The organism is Nonomuraea muscovyensis (assembly GCF_014207745.1).
Classification (GTDB): domain Bacteria; phylum Actinomycetota; class Actinomycetes; order Streptosporangiales; family Streptosporangiaceae; genus Nonomuraea; species Nonomuraea muscovyensis.
This window is the reverse complement of record NZ_JACHJB010000004.1, coordinates 179,523-196,678: the sequence shown is the minus strand read 5'-3', so window position 1 is coordinate 196,678 and position 17,156 is coordinate 179,523. Positions and strand designations below refer to the sequence as shown.

Sequence of the window (17,156 nt, the reverse complement as noted above, 5' to 3'; positions counted from 1 at the left end):
TCAGGATAGGGTGCGCCGGTGGACGAGTTTCTCACGTGGTACTTTTCCGGACATCCCGTCACCGCCAGCCTGCTCGGAGCCGACGGCTACGACCACACGCTCGGCGACTTCTCCGCCACCGCCTTCACCGCCAAGGTCGGTGAGCAGGAGCGCTGGCTCGATCGGCTCTCCCGGCTGGAGACCCCCACGCCGGACGACGCGATCGACAGGGACCTCGTGCTGGCGCAGCTGCGGGGCTGGCTGGCGCTCGCGTCCTGGCCCGAGTGGCGCCGCGACCCGGCCGCCTACCTCTCCCCGATCTTCGCCGCCATGTTCACGCCGTTCCAGCAGCGGCTCAAGCCCGAACCGGAGCTCGTGACCGCCGCGATCTCCCGGCTGGCCGAGGTGCCCGGGGTGCTGGCCGCCTGCCGGGCCAACCTCGACCCCGACCTCGCCGCGCCGCTGCTCGTCGAGCGCGGGCTCGGGCAGGCCCGCACCGGGCGGCAGTTCCTCACCGTGACCGTGCCGTCGATGGTGCGCGACGAGGGCCTGCGGGCCAAACTGGCCGAGGCCGCCGAGCCCGCCGGCCGCGCCTTCGACGAGCTGGTCGCGTTCCTGGAGGGCTTCCGGTGCGGCGGCACCTGGCGGATGGGGGAGGGCCTCTACTCCACGCTGCTGCGCGAACGCGAGCTGCTCGGCTACGGCGCGCCCGAGCTGCACGAGAAGGGCAGGGCCGCCTGGGCCGCCCTGGACGGGCGCATGCGCGAGGTCGCCCCGGGCGTCAACGGCACGGACGACTGGCGGGCCGCGATGGAGGCGCTGATGGACGACCATCCGCCGACCCTGGCCGCCATGCGCGAGGAGTACGAGGCCGAGACGCTGCGCGCCCGCGACTTCGTCCGCGCCCGCGACCTGGTCACCTTCCCCGAGGGGGACGAGTGCCTGGTGCTGCCGTCGGCGGAGTACGTCAGGCCGGTCCTGGCCGTGGCCCACTATCTGGCGCCGCCGCCGCTGACCAGCTCGCGCACCGGCGTCTTCTTCGTGCCGTACACGCCCGACGGCTTCACCGAGGAGCAGGTGCGCCAGCGCCTGCGCACCAACTCCCGCGCCCAGATGCCGTCGATCGCCGTGCACGAGGCCTACCCCGGCCACCACTGGCACCTGTCGCACATGGCGGGCAACCCGAGGACCGTACGCAAGGTGTTCCGCACGCCGTACTTCACCGAGGGCTGGGCCCTCTACGTCGAGAAGATGCTGCACGAGCAGGGCTACTTCGACACGCCGGCCACCGAGCTGGCCCACCTCGACTGCCGGATCTTCCGGGCCGCCCGGATGGTCGTGGACACCGCCCTGCACTGCGACGACATGTCGATCGAGGAGGCCGAGACGTTCATGGCCACCAAGGCGTCGCTGTCGCCCGGCACGGCCAAGGGCGAGGTCAGCCGCTACTGCGCCTGGCCCACGCAGGCGCCGTCCTACCTGACCGGGGCCATCGAGATCGACCGCATCAGGGAGTCGTACGACGGGTCGCTGAAGTCGTTCCACGACCTGATCGCCGGCTCCGGCGGCCTCCCGCTCGGTCTGGCCGAGCAGGCGGTCGCGGGGGCGTAGCGGGTCAGGACGGGCAGGTCAGGACGGGGCAGGTCAGGACGGGGCGGGTCAGGACGGGGCAGGTCAGGACGGGGTCCGGCGCGGGAACACGGGAGGGTTGGCCGCCCGCTCGACCACCGCGTCGAGCTGCTCGCCGGTGAGGACGGCGGGCGTGCCGGCCCCGAGCGCCCGCACGTAGACCTCGCACAGCCACTCCAGCAGGCGGGTGGCCTCGAACGCCTCGTCCAGCGTGGCGCCGGTGGTCACCCCGCCGTGGTTGGCCATCAGCGCCGCCGTCCTGCCCTCCAGCGCCGCCCGGACGTTCGCCGCCAGCTCCGGCGTGCCGTACGTCGCGTACGGGGCCACCCTGACCGCCCCGCCGAGCAGCAGCGCGTTGTAGTGGACGGGCGGCAGCTCGGTCATCGTGGTCGCCACCACGGTGCCGAACACCGAGTGCGTGTGGACCACGGCCCCCGCTCCGGTCGCCGCGTAGACCGCCAGGTGCATGGGGGTCTCCGAGGACGGCTGCAGGTCGCCCTCGACCAGGTGCCCCTCGACGTCCACGACGGGGCACAGCTCCGGGGTCAGCCGGTCGAGCGCCACGCCCGACGGGGTGACGGCGACGAGGTCGCCCTCGCGCACACTCAGGTTGCCCGACGTGCCGATCACCAGGCCCAGCTCGACGGCCCGCCTGCCGTACGCGCAGAGCTGCTCGCGAAGGCTCATGAGCGGCAATGTAGTCGGTCGCCCGAAATACATCAACGGCGACGGCCGGCCGCTACAGGCGGTCGAGCTGGGCGAGCATGATGCGCTCCAGATCGACGCGCCGGAGGCGGCCGGGATAGAGCAGCAGGTGCAGGCTGAGCCCGTCCACCAGGGCGAGCAGGTGCTCGGTCACGTCGTCCAGGCTGTCGTCGCCGCGCAGCTCACCGGCCGCGCGAGCCTCGGCGAGCAGCCCCCGCACGACGGCGCGCAGTTCGCCGGCCTCGGCGCGCTGCACCTCGGCCAGGCGCTCGGAGGCCAGGCTGCGGCTCCAGAAGCTCACCTCGAGGCGCGTCTCCTGGGTGCGCTCGGCGTCGAGCGGCAGGTTGTCCAGGAGCAGCTCGCGCAGGGCGGCCAGCCCGCCGGCGCCGTCGACCTTGCGGGTCAGCCGCTCGCGGATGCGCTGGTGCGACTGGCGCAGCGCCGACAGCAGGATCTCGTCCTTGTCGGCGAAGTAGTGGGCGAGCACGCCGTTGGAGTATCCCGCCTCCTTGGCGATGGCGCGGGTGGTGGCGGCGTCGATGCCGTCCCTGACGATCACCCGCCGCGCCGCCGACAGCAGCTCCCGGCGGCGCTCGTCATGGTCAACGATCTTGGGCATCGCGCTCCCTCCGTCGTGCTCGTCCCAGCATATTGACTTTTTATTCGGACGTCTGTCTATTTAGACCATGACCGTCGCCACCGTCGGCGTCCACATCGTCGACATCCTCGCCAGGCCCGTCGAGCACATCCCCCCGGGCCAGGACACCGTGCTGGTCGACCAGATCCGCCTGACCGCCGCGGGCGCCGCGGCCGGGACCGCGGTGGACCTGGTCAAGCTGGGCAACGACGTCGTGACCATGGGGGCGGTCGGCGACGACGAGCTCGGCGACTTCCTCGTGGCCGTGCTGGCCAAGCGGGGCGTGGACGTCTCGCGGCTGACGCGCCGGCCGGGCGAGCAGACCGCCGCGTCCATCCTGCCGATCCGGCCCGACGGCGGGCGCCCCAGCTTCCACGTGCCGGGGGCCAACCTCGGCGTGACGCTCGCCGACCTCGACGTCGAGACGCTGCGCGCCGCGCGGGCGGTGCACCTCGGCGGCGTGGACGTGACGTTCGGGCTGGGCGAGCCGGCGTTCTTCGGCCTGCTCGACGAGCTGCGGGCGGACGGCGTCGTGGTCACCATGGACCTGCTGTCCGAGCTGCCCGACCTGCTGGGCATGGCCCGCGCCTTCCTGCCGCACGTCGACCACGTCCTGCCCAACGAGTCGCAGGCCCGGCTCATGACCGGGGAGGGCGATGCCCGGGCCGCCGCGCTCGCCCTGCTCGCCGAGGGGCCGCGCGGCGTGCTGGTCACGCTCGGCGAGCGGGGCAGCCTGGTCGCCACCGAGGCCGGGGTGGAGCACGTGCCCGCCCTGAAGGTCGAGGTCGCCGACACGACCGGCTGCGGCGACGCCTACTGCGCGGGCTTCGTCACGGGCCTGCTGCACGGCCAGGACGTCGCGGCCGCCGCCCGCTGGGGCACGGCCGCCGCCGCCCGGGTGGCCACCGGCCTCGGCTCCGACGCCGGCATCACGGACCTGCCGTCCACGCTCGCCCTGCTCACCGACTCCTGAAAGGCCGACCCATGACCGACGCCGAGCTGCGCGAGCGCGCGCTCAAGGTGGTGCCCGGCGGGATGTACGGGCATCTCAACGCCGCCATCTTCGCCCCCGGCTACCCCCAGTTCTTCGAGCGCGGCGAGGGCTGCCGCCAGTGGGACGCGGACGGGCGCGAGTACATCGACTTCATGTGCAGCTGGGGTCCCGTCGTGCTCGGGCACCGGCACCCGAAGGTCGAGGAGGCCGCCGCCCGGCAGCTCGCCCTCGGCGACTGCCTCAACGGGCCCGGCGCCGTCATGGTCGAGCTGGCCGAGCTGCTCGTGGACACGATCCCCAGCGCCGACTGGGCGATGTTCTCCAAGAACGGCACCGACGCCACCACCCAGGCGCTCATGGTGGCCCGGGCCGCGACGGGCCGCACCAAGGTGCTGATGGCGCACGGCGCCTACCACGGGGCCGACCCGTGGTGCACGCCGTCGACCGCCGGCACCACCCCGAACGAGCGGGCCGACCTGGTCGAGTTCGCCTACAACTCGCTGGAGTCGCTGGAGGCCGCCGCCGCCACCGTGGAGGGCGACGTGGCGGCGATCATCGTGACGCCGTTCAAGCACGACTCCTTCGAGGACCAGGAGCTGGCGGAGCCCGCCTTCGCGCGGGGCGCGCGGGCGCTGGCCGACCGGATCGGGGCCGCGCTGGTGATCGACGACGTGCGGGCCGGCTTCCGCATCGACCTGCGCGGATCATGGGAGCCGTACGGGGTGCGTCCCGACCTCACGGCCTGGTCCAAGGCCATGGCCAACGGCTACGCCATCGCCGCGGTCACCGGCGTGGACGCGCTGCGCGGCGCCGCCCAGACGCTGTACTCGACCGGCTCGTTCTGGTTCTCGGCCGTGGCCATGGCGGCGGCCAAGGCCACCATCGAGACGCTGCGCGACACCGACGGCATCGCCGCGATGGAGCGCGCCGGCACCCGGCTCCGAGAGGGGCTGTTTGCGCAGGCCAAGGCGCACGGGTTCACCGTCAACCAGACCGGGCCGGTGACGATCCCGTGGCTGAGCTTCGAGGGCGACGCCGACCTGTCGACGGCCCTCCACTGGAGCGAGGCCTGCCTGCGCCACGGGGTCTACCTGCACCCGTGGCACAACTGGTTCCTGTCGGCCGCCCACACGGAGGAGGACGTGGCACGCGCCCTGGAGGGCACCGACCAGGCCTTCGCCGAGACCCGCGGCCACTTCGGCTGACCCGCCGGGCGCCCCGGTGCCGGGCCCGGCACCGGGGCCTGAAGTAACGTGATCCGCATGGACCCGAAGGACATCGACAACAAGCTCGCCGAGGTGCCCGAGTGGCGCCGCGAGGGCGAGGAGATCCGGCGGACGGTCACCGCGCCCGACTTCCCCACGGCCATCCGCATCGTGGACGAGATCGCGGTCCGGGCCGAGGAGCTCAACCACCATCCCGACATCGACATCCGGTGGCGGACGCTCCACCTCGCCCTCACCACGCACGACAAGGGGCACTTGACGGACATGGACTTCACGCTGGCCGCCGCCATCGATCGCATCGTGGCCGAACACGCTTCGTGACAGGATGACTACCCGTTAGAGTGGTGGCCCTTCGCGAGCCGCCGTACCGGCTCCTGCTCTGTCACCACTCTGGGGGTTCTCCATGCGCCTGCCCGCGCTCCTGCTCGCCCTGCTAGCGGCCGGATGTGCCCAGACCGCCGCACCTCCGGCGCCGAGCGGCTCGGCCGGCGCCTCCGCCGGGCCGTCGGCCAACCCCAACCTCTCGCTCTCGGCCAGCGGCGACTTCGCGCCCGACGCCACGCAGGCCATCGTCTACGACCGCAAGCTCGCCCCCGAGGGGTCCAGGGCCAGCCTGCTGGTCGAGTCGGAGATGGAGGCCGGCAAGACCCGCTCGTCCCTGGTCGTCGAGGGGTTCCTGCCGGGCCGCACCTACGGCGCCCACCTGCACACCAGCCCGTGCGGCGCCCAGCCCGACGACTCGGGCCCCCATTACCAGAACCGTCCGGGCAAGGTGAGCGCCAAGAACGAGATCTGGCTCGACTTCACCACCGACGGCACCGGCTCGGCCAACGCCTCCGCGCGCAACCCGTGGCTCCTCGCCTCCGACCGGCTGCCCCGTTCGCTGGTCATCCACGCCGAGCGCACCAAGGCCAAGAAGCCCGAGCGTGGCGACGCCGGCCCCCGCGTGGCCTGCCTCACCCTGAGCTGAGCGACCGATCGGCTCCCGGGCCCTCGGTGGGGGCGGGCCCGGGGTGCGATCGGCGGCGTGTCAGGCGTGTCAGGCGTGACCGGCGTGTCAGGCGTGACCGGCGGGAATGGTGCCGAGCCGCCCCGCCTGGAAGTCCTCGAACGCCTGCACCAGCTCCTCGCGGGTGTTCATGACGAACGGGCCGTAGTGGGCCACCGGCTCGCCGATCGGCTCGCCGCCCAGCACGATCACGTCCAGCGTGTCCTTGGCGGAGGCGGTGAGCGTGATGCTCTCGGCCTGCGTCGTCAGGCCCGGCCGGGTGCCGAAGCCCTCGAACACCGCGAGCTGCCCGCTCTCGAACGGCCGCCGCTCGGTGCCCGCCGTGCCGCGTCCCGACAGGGCGTAGGCGAGGGCGTTGAAGTCCTTGCGCCACGGCAGCGTGAGCCGGGCACCGGGGCTGATCGTGGCGTGCAGCAAGGTGATGGGTGTCTGCGTGGCGCCGGGGCCGGCGTGCCCCGCCAGGTCGCCCGCGATGAGGCGCACCACCGCCCCGCCGTCGTGGCTGCTCAGCAGCACGACGCTGGAGCCTCGGATGTCCTGGTAGCGCGGCTCGATCATCTTCTTGGCGCCCGGCAGGTTGACCCACAGCTGCACGCCGTGGAACAGCCCGCCCTGCTGGACGAGCCACTCCGGCGGGGCCTCCTTGTGCAGGATGCCGGAGCCGGCGGTCATCCACTGGGTGTCGCCGTTGGTGATCGTGCCGCCCCCGCCGTTGGAGTCGAGGTGGTCGATCACGCCGTCGATCATGTACGTGACGGTCTCGAAACCGCGATGCGGGTGCCACGGGGTGCCCTTGGGCTCGCCCGCGGCGTAGTCGACCTCGCCCATCTGATCCATCATCACGAACGGGTCGAGGTAGGACGGCTTGATCGGGGCCAGGGCGCGGCGCACGGGGAAGCCCTCGCCCTCGAACCCGGTGGGGGCGGTCTCGACGGCCAGCACCTTGCGCTCCGGCCGGGCCGGCACCGGTTCGGGCAGGCGGGGGAGGGCGAGCGGGTTGGCGACGGTGATGGCTGGCATACCGGGCTCCTTCCGGGGGCGATGTGCACCGGTCAACCAAGTTTATGTTTCAACTATTCCGTCGTGGCAGGACGCCGCTCGCCGGACCGTCAGGACGTGGGGATGCGCGACATCATCCGTTCCATGCCGTTGACCCAGTTGTCGCGCAGCGCCTGGCCGGCGCCGGCCAGGTCGCCGGCCATGAGCAGCTCGGCCACCCGGCAGTGCTCGGCCGCCTCCCGTTCGAGCGGCGTCTCGTCACCCGCGAGCAGGTGGGCGTAGCGGCGCAGTCCCGCCTTGACGCTGGTGATGAGGTCGAGCAGCCGCTCGTTGCGGCAGCCGCTCAGCAGCAGGTCGTGCCACTCGTCGTCGTGACGCTCTATCACCTCCTGCTCGGCGATCCGGTCGGGGAAGTCGCGCGCCAGCCGGAGCAGTTCGGGCGCGATCTCGCGCAGGTACGTGGGGTCGGAGCAGCTGAGCGCCAGCGACTCCAGGCCCGCGACGATCTCGCACAGCTCCCCGAACTCCTTGCGGCTGACCGGGGCGAACCGGAACCCCCGGCCCTGGTTGCTCTGCAGCACTCCCTCGCCCGCCAGGGTGATCAACGCCTCGCGCAGCGGGGTGCGGCTGACACCGAGCTCGGCCGCCAGCGCGACCTCGTTGATGTCGGTACCCGCGGCGAACTCCCCGCGATCGAGCCGCCTCAGCAGCTCTTCCCGGATCTGCTCCCGTAGCGGTCGCCGGTCGATCGGCATGACGCTCCTTCGGTTTCGGCCGTGCCCAATGTAGCTCTTGACGTGGTTCAAAATACTGCACTATGAATTCTGAATACAAAACACAGGAGGGAGTGGGTGTGAGCCTGACCCGAGTGCCGGGGCTGCTGTTCGGCGGAGACTACAACCCCGAGCAGTGGCCGGAGGAGGTCTGGGCCGAAGACGTCCGGCTCATGGCCGAGGCCGGGGTCACCATGGCCACCGTCGCGGTCTTCGCCTGGTCGCGCCTGGAGCCCGAGCCCGGCGCGCACGACTTCGCCTGGCTCGACCGCGTCCTCGACCTGCTGCACGAGCACGGCGTGGCCGCCGACCTGGCCACCGCGACCGCGACGCCGCCGCCGTGGCTGGTCCGCGACCACCCCGAGGTCATGCCGGTGGACGCCCAGGGCGTGCGGCTGGAGTTCGGCTCCCGGCAGGGCTACTGCCCGAGCTCACCGGTCTTCCGCGGGCACGCCGTACGGCTGGCGGCCGCCATGGCGACGCGCTACGGCGGGCACCCGGCGCTGGCGATGTGGCACGTCGGCAACGAGTACGCCGACCACACGCTGGAGTGCTTCTGCCCCGAGTCGGCCCGGCACTTCCGCGCCTGGCTGCGGGCCCGTTACGGCACCGTCGCCGCGCTCAACACCGCCTGGGGCACCTCCTGCTGGGGCCAGCACTACACCGGCTTCGAGCAGGTGGAGCCGCCGCGCAAGGCGCCGGGACCGGTCAACCCCGGCCAGCTCCTCGACTGGCGGCGCTTCTGCAGCGACGCCCTGCTGGAACTGTTCGCCGCCGAGCGGGACACGCTGCGCGAGATCACCCCGGACATTCCCGTCACCACGAACTTCATGAGCCTCCTGCACGGCCTCGACTACTGGACGTGGGCGGCGGCGGAGGACCTGGTGAGCGACGACGCCTACCCCGACCCCGCCGACCCCGGCTCGCACGTCGCGGTCGCGCTCAGCTACGACCTCATGCGCTCGCTCAAGCGGCGCCCGTGGCTGCTGCTGGAGTCGGCGCCGTCGGCCGTGTCGTGGCGCGAGGTCAACGCCCCCAAACCCCCCGGCATGATGCGGCTGCACAGCCTCCAGGCGGTCGCCCACGGCGCCGACGGGGTGATGTTCTTCCAGTGGCGCCAGGCCAGGTACGGGCCCGAGAAGTTCCACTCGGCGATGCTCCCGCACGGCGGCGTCCACACGCGCGGCTGGCGGGACACGCTGCGGCTCGGCGCCGACCTGCGGCGGCTGGGGGAGGTCGCGGGCACCGCCACGCGCGCCGAGGTGGCGCTCGTCTTCGGCTGGGACAGCTGGTGGGGCCTGGAGGCGCCGGAGTCGATGCCGTCGAACCGGCTCCGGCTCAAGGAACTGCTGCTCGCCTGGTACGCGCCGCTGCACGCCCGCGGGATCGCCGTGGACCTGGCGCCGCCGGACCGCGACCTGTCGGACTACCGGGTGGTCATCGTCCCCAACCTCTACCTGTGCACGGCCGAGCAGGCCCAGGCGCTCGCCGCCGTCACCGGCGAGCTGGTCGTCGGCCCGTTCAGCGGGGTGGTGGACGAGTCGGACCAGGTCCACGACGGCGGCGCCCCCGGCCCGCTGCGCGACCTGCTGGGCGTCGCGGTGGACGAGTTCTGGCCGCTGCCCGACGGCGCGACCCAGCGGGTACGGCACGCGGGCGGCGGCACCGGCCGGGCCCGGACGTGGACCGAGTGGCTGCGCCCGGACGACGACGTGGCGGTGCTCGCCCGCTACGAGGGCGGCGACCTGGACGGGCTGCCGGCCGTCACCCGCAGGGGCACGGCCACCTACGTGAGCTGCCTCCTGGACGACGTCACGCCGGTCCTCGACCGGGTGCTCGGCGGCGTCCCGGCGATCGGCCCACCCCCCGGAGTGGAGGCCGTCAGGCGGGGACGGCACCTGTTCCTGCTCAACCACACCACCGCCCCGCAGCAGGTCACCCTGCCCTACCGGGGCCGGGACCTGCTCACCGACACCGACCTGCGCGGCGTCGTCCGCCTCGCCCCGCGCGACGCCGTCGTGCTCAGGATCGAAGGAGACACGTGACCCACCCGTACATCCCGAACGCCGAACCACGCGTGCGGGCCGAGATGCTCGCCGCCATCGGGGCGGAGAGCGTCGAGGAGTTCTACGCCGACATCCCCGCGGAACTGCGCCTCGGCCGCCCGCTCGACCTGCCGCCCGCGCTGCCGGCCGAGCACGACCTGGTGCGCCACATGAAGGGCCTGCTGGGCCGGGTCACCGACACCGAGCAGGCACTGAGCTTCCTCGGCCACGGCTGCTACCCGCACCACGTGCCAGCCGTCTGCGACGAGGTCAACTCCCGCAGCGAGTTCCTGACCGCCTACGCCGGGGAGCCGTACGAGGACCACGGCCGCTTCCAGGCGCTGTTCGAGTACGTCAGCATGATGGGCGAGCTGCTGGAGATGGACGTCGTCAACGTCCCGACCTACGACGGCTTCCAGGCGGCGGGCACGGCGCTGCGCATGGCCTGCCGCCACACCGGGCGGTCCAAGGTGCTGGTCAGCGCGGCGGTCGCCGCCGACAAGCTGAGCAAGCTGCGCGACTTCCTCGCCCCGGACATCGAGATCGTCCTGGCCCCGGTGGGGGAGGACGGCGAGATCACCGTCCCGGCCTTCGACGCCGCCTTCGCCGCCGTCTACCTGGAGACCCCGAACGTCTACGGCGTCGTCGAGACCCGCGGGCGGGAGCTGGCCGACCTGGCCCACGCCCACGGCGCGCTCCTCGTCGTCGGGGCGGACCCGATCTCCCTCGGCGTGCTCGCCCCGCCCGCCGCCTACGGCGCCGACATCGCCTGCGGCGACATCCAGTCGCTCGGCATGCACCAGAGCTACGGCGGCGGACACGCCGGCTACATCGCCACCCACGACCACGAGCCGCTGGTCGCCGAGTTCCCCTCCCGGCTGTTCGGCATCGCGCCCACCAAGGTCCCCGGCGAGTACGGCTTCGGCGACGTCTTCTACGACCGCACCTCCTTCGCCCACCGCGAGGAGGGCAAGGAATGGGTCGGCACCGCAGCGGCCCTGTGGGGCATCACCGCGGGCGTCTACCTCGCGCTCCTGGGCCCGCACGGCCTGCGCGAGCTGGGCGAGACCATCCTCGCCCGCACCCGCTACGCCATGGACGCCCTCGCCGGGTCCGTCACCGTGCTGCACCCGGACGCGATCCACTTCCGTGAGTTCGCCATCGAGGTGCCTTCCAGCGCGGCGCTGCTCGACGCGCTGCGCGAGCGCGGCATCTTCGGCGGGGTCGCCCTGGACGCGCGCACGGTGCTCGTCTGCGTGACCGAACGCCACTCCATCGCCGACATCGACCGTCTCGCCGCAGCCGTCCAGGAGGTGCTGTGAACACCGCGGAGTCCTTCGCCGAGCTCCCCGTCACGCCGAAGCCGCCGCTGCGCCGCTTCCACCAGGCCCGCTGGGACGAGCCGATCATCTTCGAGCTGTCCACGCCGGGCCGTCGCGGCCTGGCCGTGCCCGAACCGGGCGCCCCGCCGGTGGAACTGCCGGAGTCCGTACGGCGCGCCGAGCCCCCTGGGCTGCCCGAGCTGTCGCAGCAACTGGTGCTGCGCCACTACCTGCGTCTGTCGCAGGAGAACCTCGGCGCCGACCTCAACATCGACGTCGGCCAGGGCACCTGCACGATGAAGTACAGCCCCAAGGTCAACGACAGCTTCGCCGCGGCCGTCGCCGAGCTGCACCCGCTCCAGCACGAGGACACCGTGCAGGGCGTGCTGGAGATCTACTGGCGGCTCGAACAGATGCTGGCGGAGATCTCCGGCATGGCCCGCGTCTCCCTCCAGCCCGGCTCCGGCTCGGCGGCCATCTACGCGAACATCGCCATGATCCGCGCCTACCACGCGGCCAACGGCGAGGGCCCCGGCTCCGGCGCCAGGGACCAGGTCATCACCACGATGTTCTCCCACCCGTCGAACGCGGCCTGCGCCAAGACCGCCGGCTACGAGGTCATCACCCTCATGCCCGACGCCGACGGCCTGCCCGACATCGAGGCGCTGCGCGCCGCCGTCGGCCCCCGCACCGCCGCCCTCATGATCACCAATCCCGAGGACACCGGCATCTTCAACCCGCGCATCCAGGAGTTCGTCGACCTGGTGCACCAGGCGGGCGGCCTGGCCTGCTACGACCAGGCCAACGCCAACGGCATCCTCGGCATCACCCGTGCCCGCGACGCCGGGTTCGACCTGTGCCACTTCAACCTGCACAAGACGTTCTCCACCCCGCACGCCTGCGGCGGCCCGGCGGCCGGCGCGTGCGGCGTCTCGGCCGAGCTGGCCCCGTTCCTGCCGGGCCCGGTCGTCACCTCCGACGGCGCGGCGTACCGGCTGGAGACGCCGCCGCGCTCGGTCGGCAAGATCCGGCCGTTCCTCGGCGTCACCCCCAACATCGTGCGGGCGTACGCCTGGATCATGGCCCTGGGCGCCGACGGGCTGCGCCAGGTGGCCGAGACGGCCGCGCTGAACAACAACTACCTCATGCACAAGGTCCTGCAGATCCGCGGCGCGTCGGCGCCCTGGGGCAGGCGGCGCATCGAGCAGGTGCGTTACTCCTGGCAGGAGCTGTCGGAGGAGACCGGGGTGCACTCCGAGGAGATCGGGGTCCGGGCGGCCGACTTCGGCGTGCACTACTGGACCAGCCACCACCCGTACGTGGTGCCGGAGCCGTTCACGCTGGAGCCCACGGAGTCGTACTCCAGGGAGGACCTGGACGAGTACGCCGCCATCCTGGCCCAGGTGGCCGAGGAGGCCCGCCGGGACCCCGAGTTCGTCAAGGGCGCGCCGTACAACCAGTCCATCCACAAGATCGACTCCACCCCGCTCGACGACCCCAAGGCGTGGGCGCCCACCTGGCGCGCCTACGTCCGCAAGCACCGCCCATGACGGGGCCGCCCATGACGGGGCCCGCCGCGGTCGGGCCGGCCGGGCTCGTCGGGCTCGTCGTCAACCCGGTGGCCGGGCTGGGCGGCGCGGCGGGGCTCAAGGGCAGCGACGGCGCCGGGACGCAGCGCGCGGCCCTCGCCCTGGGAGCGACGCCCCGGGCGGGGGAGCGGGCGGCGCGGGCCGTCCGCACCCTGCTCGCCCGCCGTCCCGGCACCCGGCTGCTCACGGTGCCCGGCGCCATGGGCGAGGACAGCGTGCGCGCCGCCGGAGGCGTCTGCGACCTGGTCACGGGCGGGCCGTCCGGTGAGCCGGACGGCCCGCCGGGCGACCGGGCCTCCGACAGGACGGAGGACCGGTCGCCGGGTGGCACGACGGCGCGGGACACGCGCCGGGCGGTGGCCGCGCTCGCCGGGGTGGACCTGCTGCTGTTCGCGGGCGGCGACGGGACGGCCCGGGACGTGCTCGACGCGGTCCGGGAACTCGGCGACCGGGCCCCCACCGTGCTCGGCATCCCGGCGGGGGTGAAGGTGTACTCGGGCTGCTTCGCCGTCAGCCCGGCCGCCGCGGGGTTCCTCGCCGCCGACTTCCTCGCCGCCGACGTCCGCCGCGGGCTCGACCGGCCCGGCGGGGGACGCACGGCGGAGGCCGAGGTGGTCGACCTCGACGAGGAGGCCTACCGGCGCGCGCTGGTGAGCCCCCGGCTGTACGGAAGCCTGCGCGTCCCCGCGGCCCCGGTCGCCCTCTCGGGGCGCAAGGCCGGCTCGTCCGGCACGGCGCCGGGGACCGTCGACGGGATCGCGCGGGAGGTCGTGGCCCGGATGCGGCCCGGTGTCCGCTACGTCCTCGGGCCGGGCGCCACCACGCAGGCGGTCGGCCGCGCGCTCGGGCTCGCCACCACGCTGCTCGGCGTGGACGTGGCCGAGATCGGCGACCCCCACCGGCTGGTGGCCGCGGACGTCTCCGAAGCGGAGCTGTTCGACCTGGTCACGGGCAGGGAGGCGGTGGTCGTACTGTCGGTCATCGGCGGGCAGGGGTTCGTGCTCGGCCGCGGCAACCAGCAGGTGTCCCCCCGCGTGCTGGACGCGGTGACCGGGATGCTCGTGCTGGCCACCCCGCACAAGCTCGCCGCGCTGGGCGGGCGGCCGCTGCTCGCCGACACCGGCGACGAGGACCTCGACAGGAAGCTCGGCGGACACGTCCAGGTGATCACCGGACACCGCGAGAGCACGATCTACCGCGTCCGCGCGGCAAGTGAGGAGTACGACTGATGAACACGCTCGCAGGCAAGGTCGCGATCGTCACAGGTGGCGCCTCGGGCATCGGCCGGGCCACCGCCCTGCTGTTCGCCCGGGAGGGCGCCCGGGTGGTCGTGGCCGACATCGACGGCGCGGGCGCCGAGGCGACGGCCGCGCAGGCCGTCCCGGAGGGGAGCGCCGTGGCGGTGCGGGCGGACGTGTCGCGGCCCGAGGACTGCAGGCGGATCGTCGCGACCGCGGTGGACACCTTCGGCGGGCTGCACGTGCTGTTCAACAACGCCGGGATCATCCGCCGCACCACCGCGCTCGACCTCGACGTCGAGGAGTGGGACCGCGTGATGGCGGTCAACGTCCGCTCCGTCTTCCTCATGTGCAAGTACGCCGTCCCCGCCATGACCGAGGGCGGCTCCATCGTCAACACCGGGTCCGGCTGGGGACTCAAGGGCGGCGGGAACGCGATCTCCTACTGCGCCTCCAAGGCCGCCGTGGTCAACATGACCCGGGCGCTGGCCATCGACCACGCCCGGGCCGGCATCCGGGTCAACTCCGTCAACCCCGGCGACACCGACACGCCCATGCTGCGTGACGAGGCCCGCCAGCTCGGCGAGGACTGGGCCGCCTTCGCCGACGACGCCGCCGACCGGCCGATGGGCCGGGCCGGGACCCCGGACGAGATCGCCCAGGCCGTCCTCTTCCTGGCCGGTGACGCCGCGAGCTACGTCACCGGCTCCGCTCTCGTCGTCGACGGCGGCGGGCTCGCCTGACCGTCGCCCGCACCACCCCCCCGAAAGAACCAAAGGAACCACCATGAAGCGTGTGCTTGCCATCCTCGGCGTCCTCGCCGTCGCCACCACCGCCTGCAGCGGCGGCGGTGGCGGGAACGTTCCCGGGACGAGCGGCGGCCAGGTCACCGTCCGCTGGTCCACCTGGGGCTCGGCCGAGGACCTGAAGCTGTACGAGAAGTTCACCGAGGACTTCCACAAGCGGCACCCCGGCATCCGGCTCAAGCTGGAGTCCGTCGCGAAGTACGAGGAATACCACCCCAAGCTGCTCACCCAGCTCACCAGCAAGACGGCGCCCGACGTGTTCTTCGTGGGCGACGACAACATCGGCAAGTTCGTCTCCGCCGGCGTGCTCACCCCGCTCGACGACAAGCTGGCGGGGCCCGACTCGAAGAGCCGGCCGGAGGACTTCTTCGACGGCGTGTACGGCGGCGCCAAGCGGGACGGCCGGATCTACGGCGTCCCCAACGACACCAACCCCGAGGTCCTCTGGTTCGACAAGAAGGCCCTGAAGGACGCCGGGATCACCGAGGACCCGGCCGCCCTCCACGAGGCCGAACAGTGGACGATGGCGAAATATCTGGACATGAACGCCAAGCTCAAGGCGGCGGGCAAGGCCGGCTCGATCTTCTGGAACTGGTACGGCTCCACCTACTCCATGATCAACGGCTTCGGCGGGAAGGTGTGGGACGGCGGGAAGTTCGTCGCCACCACCGACCCCAAGGCCCTGGAGGCGCTGCGCACCCTCGCCAAGGGCTACCAGGACAAGACCTTCCTCAGCGCCGACATCCTGCCCGACAGCAACGGGCCGAGCACCCAGTTCCTCAAGCACAAGGCCGGCTTCTACGCCGGCGGCCGGTGGATGATCGACTCCCTGCGCAAGGGCGGCGAACTGGACGACTACGACATCGTGCCGTTCCCCTCGCCGACCGGCGAACCGATGCCCGGCGCCGTCGCCGCCTCCTACCTGGCGATCAACAAGGAGACGAAGCTGCCCAAGGAGGCGTTCACCTTCCTCACCGAGTTCGTCGGCAAGGACGGGCAGCTCCTGCGGCTCAAGGGCGGCGGCGCCGTGCCGTCCGTCAAGGGCGCCGAGCAGGTCGTCCTGGAGGACGGCTACCCCGCCCACGCCCAGACCTTCCTCGACGTGCGCGACACCGGCTTCGCGAACTACCCCGAGGAGGTCGCCGTGCCCGGCCTGACCGCCGCCATCAACGAGCACCTGATGACGGTGTGGACCGGCAAGGTGGACTTCGACCAGGGCATGACCGAGCTGGCCCGGCTCGTCGAGAGCAAGATGGGCTAGCCGTGGCCGTCCTCACCCGCCCCCGCCTCCGGCCGCGCGTCACCCGCCCGGCCGGGGGGGTGCGCACCCACGACGGCTGGTGGGCCGTGTTCTTCCTCACTCCCCAGCTCGCCGCGCTGGCCGTGTTCCTGATCATCCCGCTCGGGTTCGCCGTCGTGCTCGCGTTCATGCGGTGGGACGGGCTCGGCGCCAAGGAGTGGGCCGGCCTGGACAACTTCGCCGCCCAGCTCTCCGATCCCGACTTCGGGCAGGCGGTGTGGAACACGGTCAAGCTCGCGCTGCTCACCGTGCCGTTCGGGCTCGCTCTCGCGCTGCTCGTCGCGATCGCGCTCAACAGCGTCAGGGGCAGCGGGTTCTACCGGGTGCTGTACTTCATGCCCGTGGTGACCAGCTCGGTCGCGGTCGCGCTGATGTGGCAGGTCATCCTGGCCGGTGACGAGTACGGCGTGCTCAACACCTCGCTGGAGCGCTGGTTCGGCCTCACCGCGCCCGACTGGCTCGGCGACCCGGGCTGGGTGATCGTGGCCATCGCCGTCGTGACGATCTGGTCGTCGCTCGGCCTCAACGTGGTGATCTTCCTGGCCGGGCTGCAGACGATCCCGCCGCAGATCGTGGAGGCCGCCCGGGTGGACGGGGCGAGCGGTCTGCGGATCTTCCGCTCGGTCACGCTGCCGATGCTGTCGCCCACGATCTTCTTCTCCACGGTGGTCGCGGTGATCAGCTCGTTCCAGGCGTTCGACCAGATCTACGTGCTGGTGAATCCGGAGCACAACGAGGGGGCGCGCACGATCGTCTACCAGGTCTACGAGCTGGGGTTCCGGGACTTCCAGTTCGGCATGAGCAGCGCCGCCGCGCTGATCCTGCTGGTCCTGACGCTGCTCGTGACGCTCGTCCAGTTCGCCGCGCAGAAGCGCCTCGTCCACTACGACTCGTGAGGGGAGCCC

At 72.5% G+C, this 17,156-nt stretch carries 16 protein-coding genes; 12 read left to right on the top strand and 4 right to left on the bottom strand.

Annotated elements, in window-relative coordinates:
- Window positions 1–18 precede the first annotated feature (18 nt).
- Window positions 19–1,590, top strand: a complete 1,572-nt coding sequence (locus FHU36_RS38780; RefSeq protein WP_185089114.1) for a DUF885 domain-containing protein — start codon at window positions 19–21, stop codon at window positions 1,588–1,590.
- A 63-nt stretch (window positions 1,591–1,653) separates the two neighbouring features.
- On the opposite strand, the gene FHU36_RS38775 is transcribed toward FHU36_RS38780, so the two are convergent.
- Window positions 1,654–2,295: a class II aldolase/adducin family protein gene (locus FHU36_RS38775; protein WP_185089113.1), complete on the bottom strand. Its 642-nt coding sequence runs from the start codon at window positions 2,293–2,295 to the stop codon at window positions 1,654–1,656.
- Window positions 2,296–2,347: 52 nt separating this feature from the next.
- A complete protein-coding gene (locus FHU36_RS38770; protein WP_185089112.1) occupies window positions 2,348–2,932 on the bottom strand; it encodes a TetR/AcrR family transcriptional regulator in 585 nt (194 codons plus the stop codon).
- A gap of 67 nt (window positions 2,933–2,999) precedes the next feature.
- Between FHU36_RS38770 and FHU36_RS38765 the strand changes: the two genes are divergently transcribed.
- From FHU36_RS38765 to FHU36_RS38750, 4 genes are all read left to right on the top strand, one after another.
- Entirely contained in the window at window positions 3,000–3,923 is a 924-nt protein-coding gene (locus tag FHU36_RS38765; RefSeq protein WP_185089111.1) for a carbohydrate kinase family protein, read from the top strand.
- An 11-nt stretch (window positions 3,924–3,934) separates the two neighbouring features.
- Entirely contained in the window at window positions 3,935–5,149 is a 1,215-nt protein-coding gene (locus tag FHU36_RS38760) for an aminotransferase class III-fold pyridoxal phosphate-dependent enzyme (RefSeq protein WP_185089110.1), read from the top strand.
- Window positions 5,150–5,206: 57 nt separating this feature from the next.
- Window positions 5,207–5,491, top strand: coding sequence for a 4a-hydroxytetrahydrobiopterin dehydratase (locus FHU36_RS38755; protein WP_185089109.1), 285 nt, complete (start codon window positions 5,207–5,209; stop codon window positions 5,489–5,491).
- An 82-nt stretch (window positions 5,492–5,573) separates the two neighbouring features.
- Window positions 5,574–6,140 (top strand): superoxide dismutase family protein, encoded by a 567-nt coding sequence (locus FHU36_RS38750; protein WP_185089108.1) that lies wholly within the window; start codon window positions 5,574–5,576, stop codon window positions 6,138–6,140.
- Between the two features lie 87 nt (window positions 6,141–6,227).
- Here FHU36_RS38750 and FHU36_RS38745 read toward each other — a convergent pair whose 3' ends face one another.
- Window positions 6,228–7,199 (bottom strand): pirin family protein, encoded by a 972-nt coding sequence (locus FHU36_RS38745; protein WP_185089107.1) that lies wholly within the window; start codon window positions 7,197–7,199, stop codon window positions 6,228–6,230.
- Window positions 7,200–7,288: 89 nt separating this feature from the next.
- A complete protein-coding gene (locus tag FHU36_RS38740; RefSeq protein ID WP_185089106.1) occupies window positions 7,289–7,933 on the bottom strand; it encodes a GntR family transcriptional regulator in 645 nt (214 codons plus the stop codon).
- Window positions 7,934–8,031: 98 nt separating this feature from the next.
- Between FHU36_RS38740 and FHU36_RS38735 the strand changes: the two genes are divergently transcribed.
- The 7 genes from FHU36_RS38735 to FHU36_RS38705 are packed head-to-tail and all read left to right on the top strand — an operon-like array spanning window position 8,032 to window position 17,147.
- Entirely contained in the window at window positions 8,032–9,996 is a 1,965-nt protein-coding gene (locus FHU36_RS38735; protein ID WP_312892139.1) for a beta-galactosidase, read from the top strand.
- Window positions 9,993–11,318, top strand: coding sequence for an aminomethyl-transferring glycine dehydrogenase subunit GcvPA (gene gcvPA / locus FHU36_RS38730; protein WP_185089104.1), 1,326 nt, complete (start codon window positions 9,993–9,995; stop codon window positions 11,316–11,318). The genes FHU36_RS38735 and gcvPA overlap by 4 nt, the downstream gene beginning before the upstream one ends.
- On the top strand, window positions 11,315–12,868 hold the full coding sequence (gene gcvPB / locus FHU36_RS38725) for an aminomethyl-transferring glycine dehydrogenase subunit GcvPB (RefSeq protein ID WP_185089103.1): 1,554 nt from the start codon (window positions 11,315–11,317) through the stop codon (window positions 12,866–12,868). Before gcvPA ends, gcvPB begins: the two co-directional genes overlap by 4 nt.
- A complete protein-coding gene (locus FHU36_RS38720) occupies window positions 12,865–14,136 on the top strand; it encodes an ATP-NAD kinase family protein (RefSeq protein WP_185089102.1) in 1,272 nt (423 codons plus the stop codon). The genes gcvPB and FHU36_RS38720 overlap by 4 nt, the downstream gene beginning before the upstream one ends.
- Window positions 14,136–14,888 carry an SDR family NAD(P)-dependent oxidoreductase gene (locus tag FHU36_RS38715; RefSeq protein ID WP_185089101.1) on the top strand — a complete coding sequence of 251 codons (753 nt, stop codon included), beginning with the start codon at window positions 14,136–14,138 and terminating at the stop codon, window positions 14,886–14,888. Before FHU36_RS38720 ends, FHU36_RS38715 begins: the two co-directional genes overlap by 1 nt.
- A gap of 43 nt (window positions 14,889–14,931) precedes the next feature.
- Window positions 14,932–16,212 carry an ABC transporter substrate-binding protein gene (locus FHU36_RS38710; protein ID WP_185089100.1) on the top strand — a complete coding sequence of 427 codons (1,281 nt, stop codon included), beginning with the start codon at window positions 14,932–14,934 and terminating at the stop codon, window positions 16,210–16,212.
- 2 nt (window positions 16,213–16,214) lie between these two features.
- Window positions 16,215–17,147, top strand: a complete 933-nt coding sequence (locus tag FHU36_RS38705) for a carbohydrate ABC transporter permease (protein ID WP_312892138.1) — start codon at window positions 16,215–16,217, stop codon at window positions 17,145–17,147.
- The last annotated feature ends 9 nt before the right edge of the window (window positions 17,148–17,156 follow it).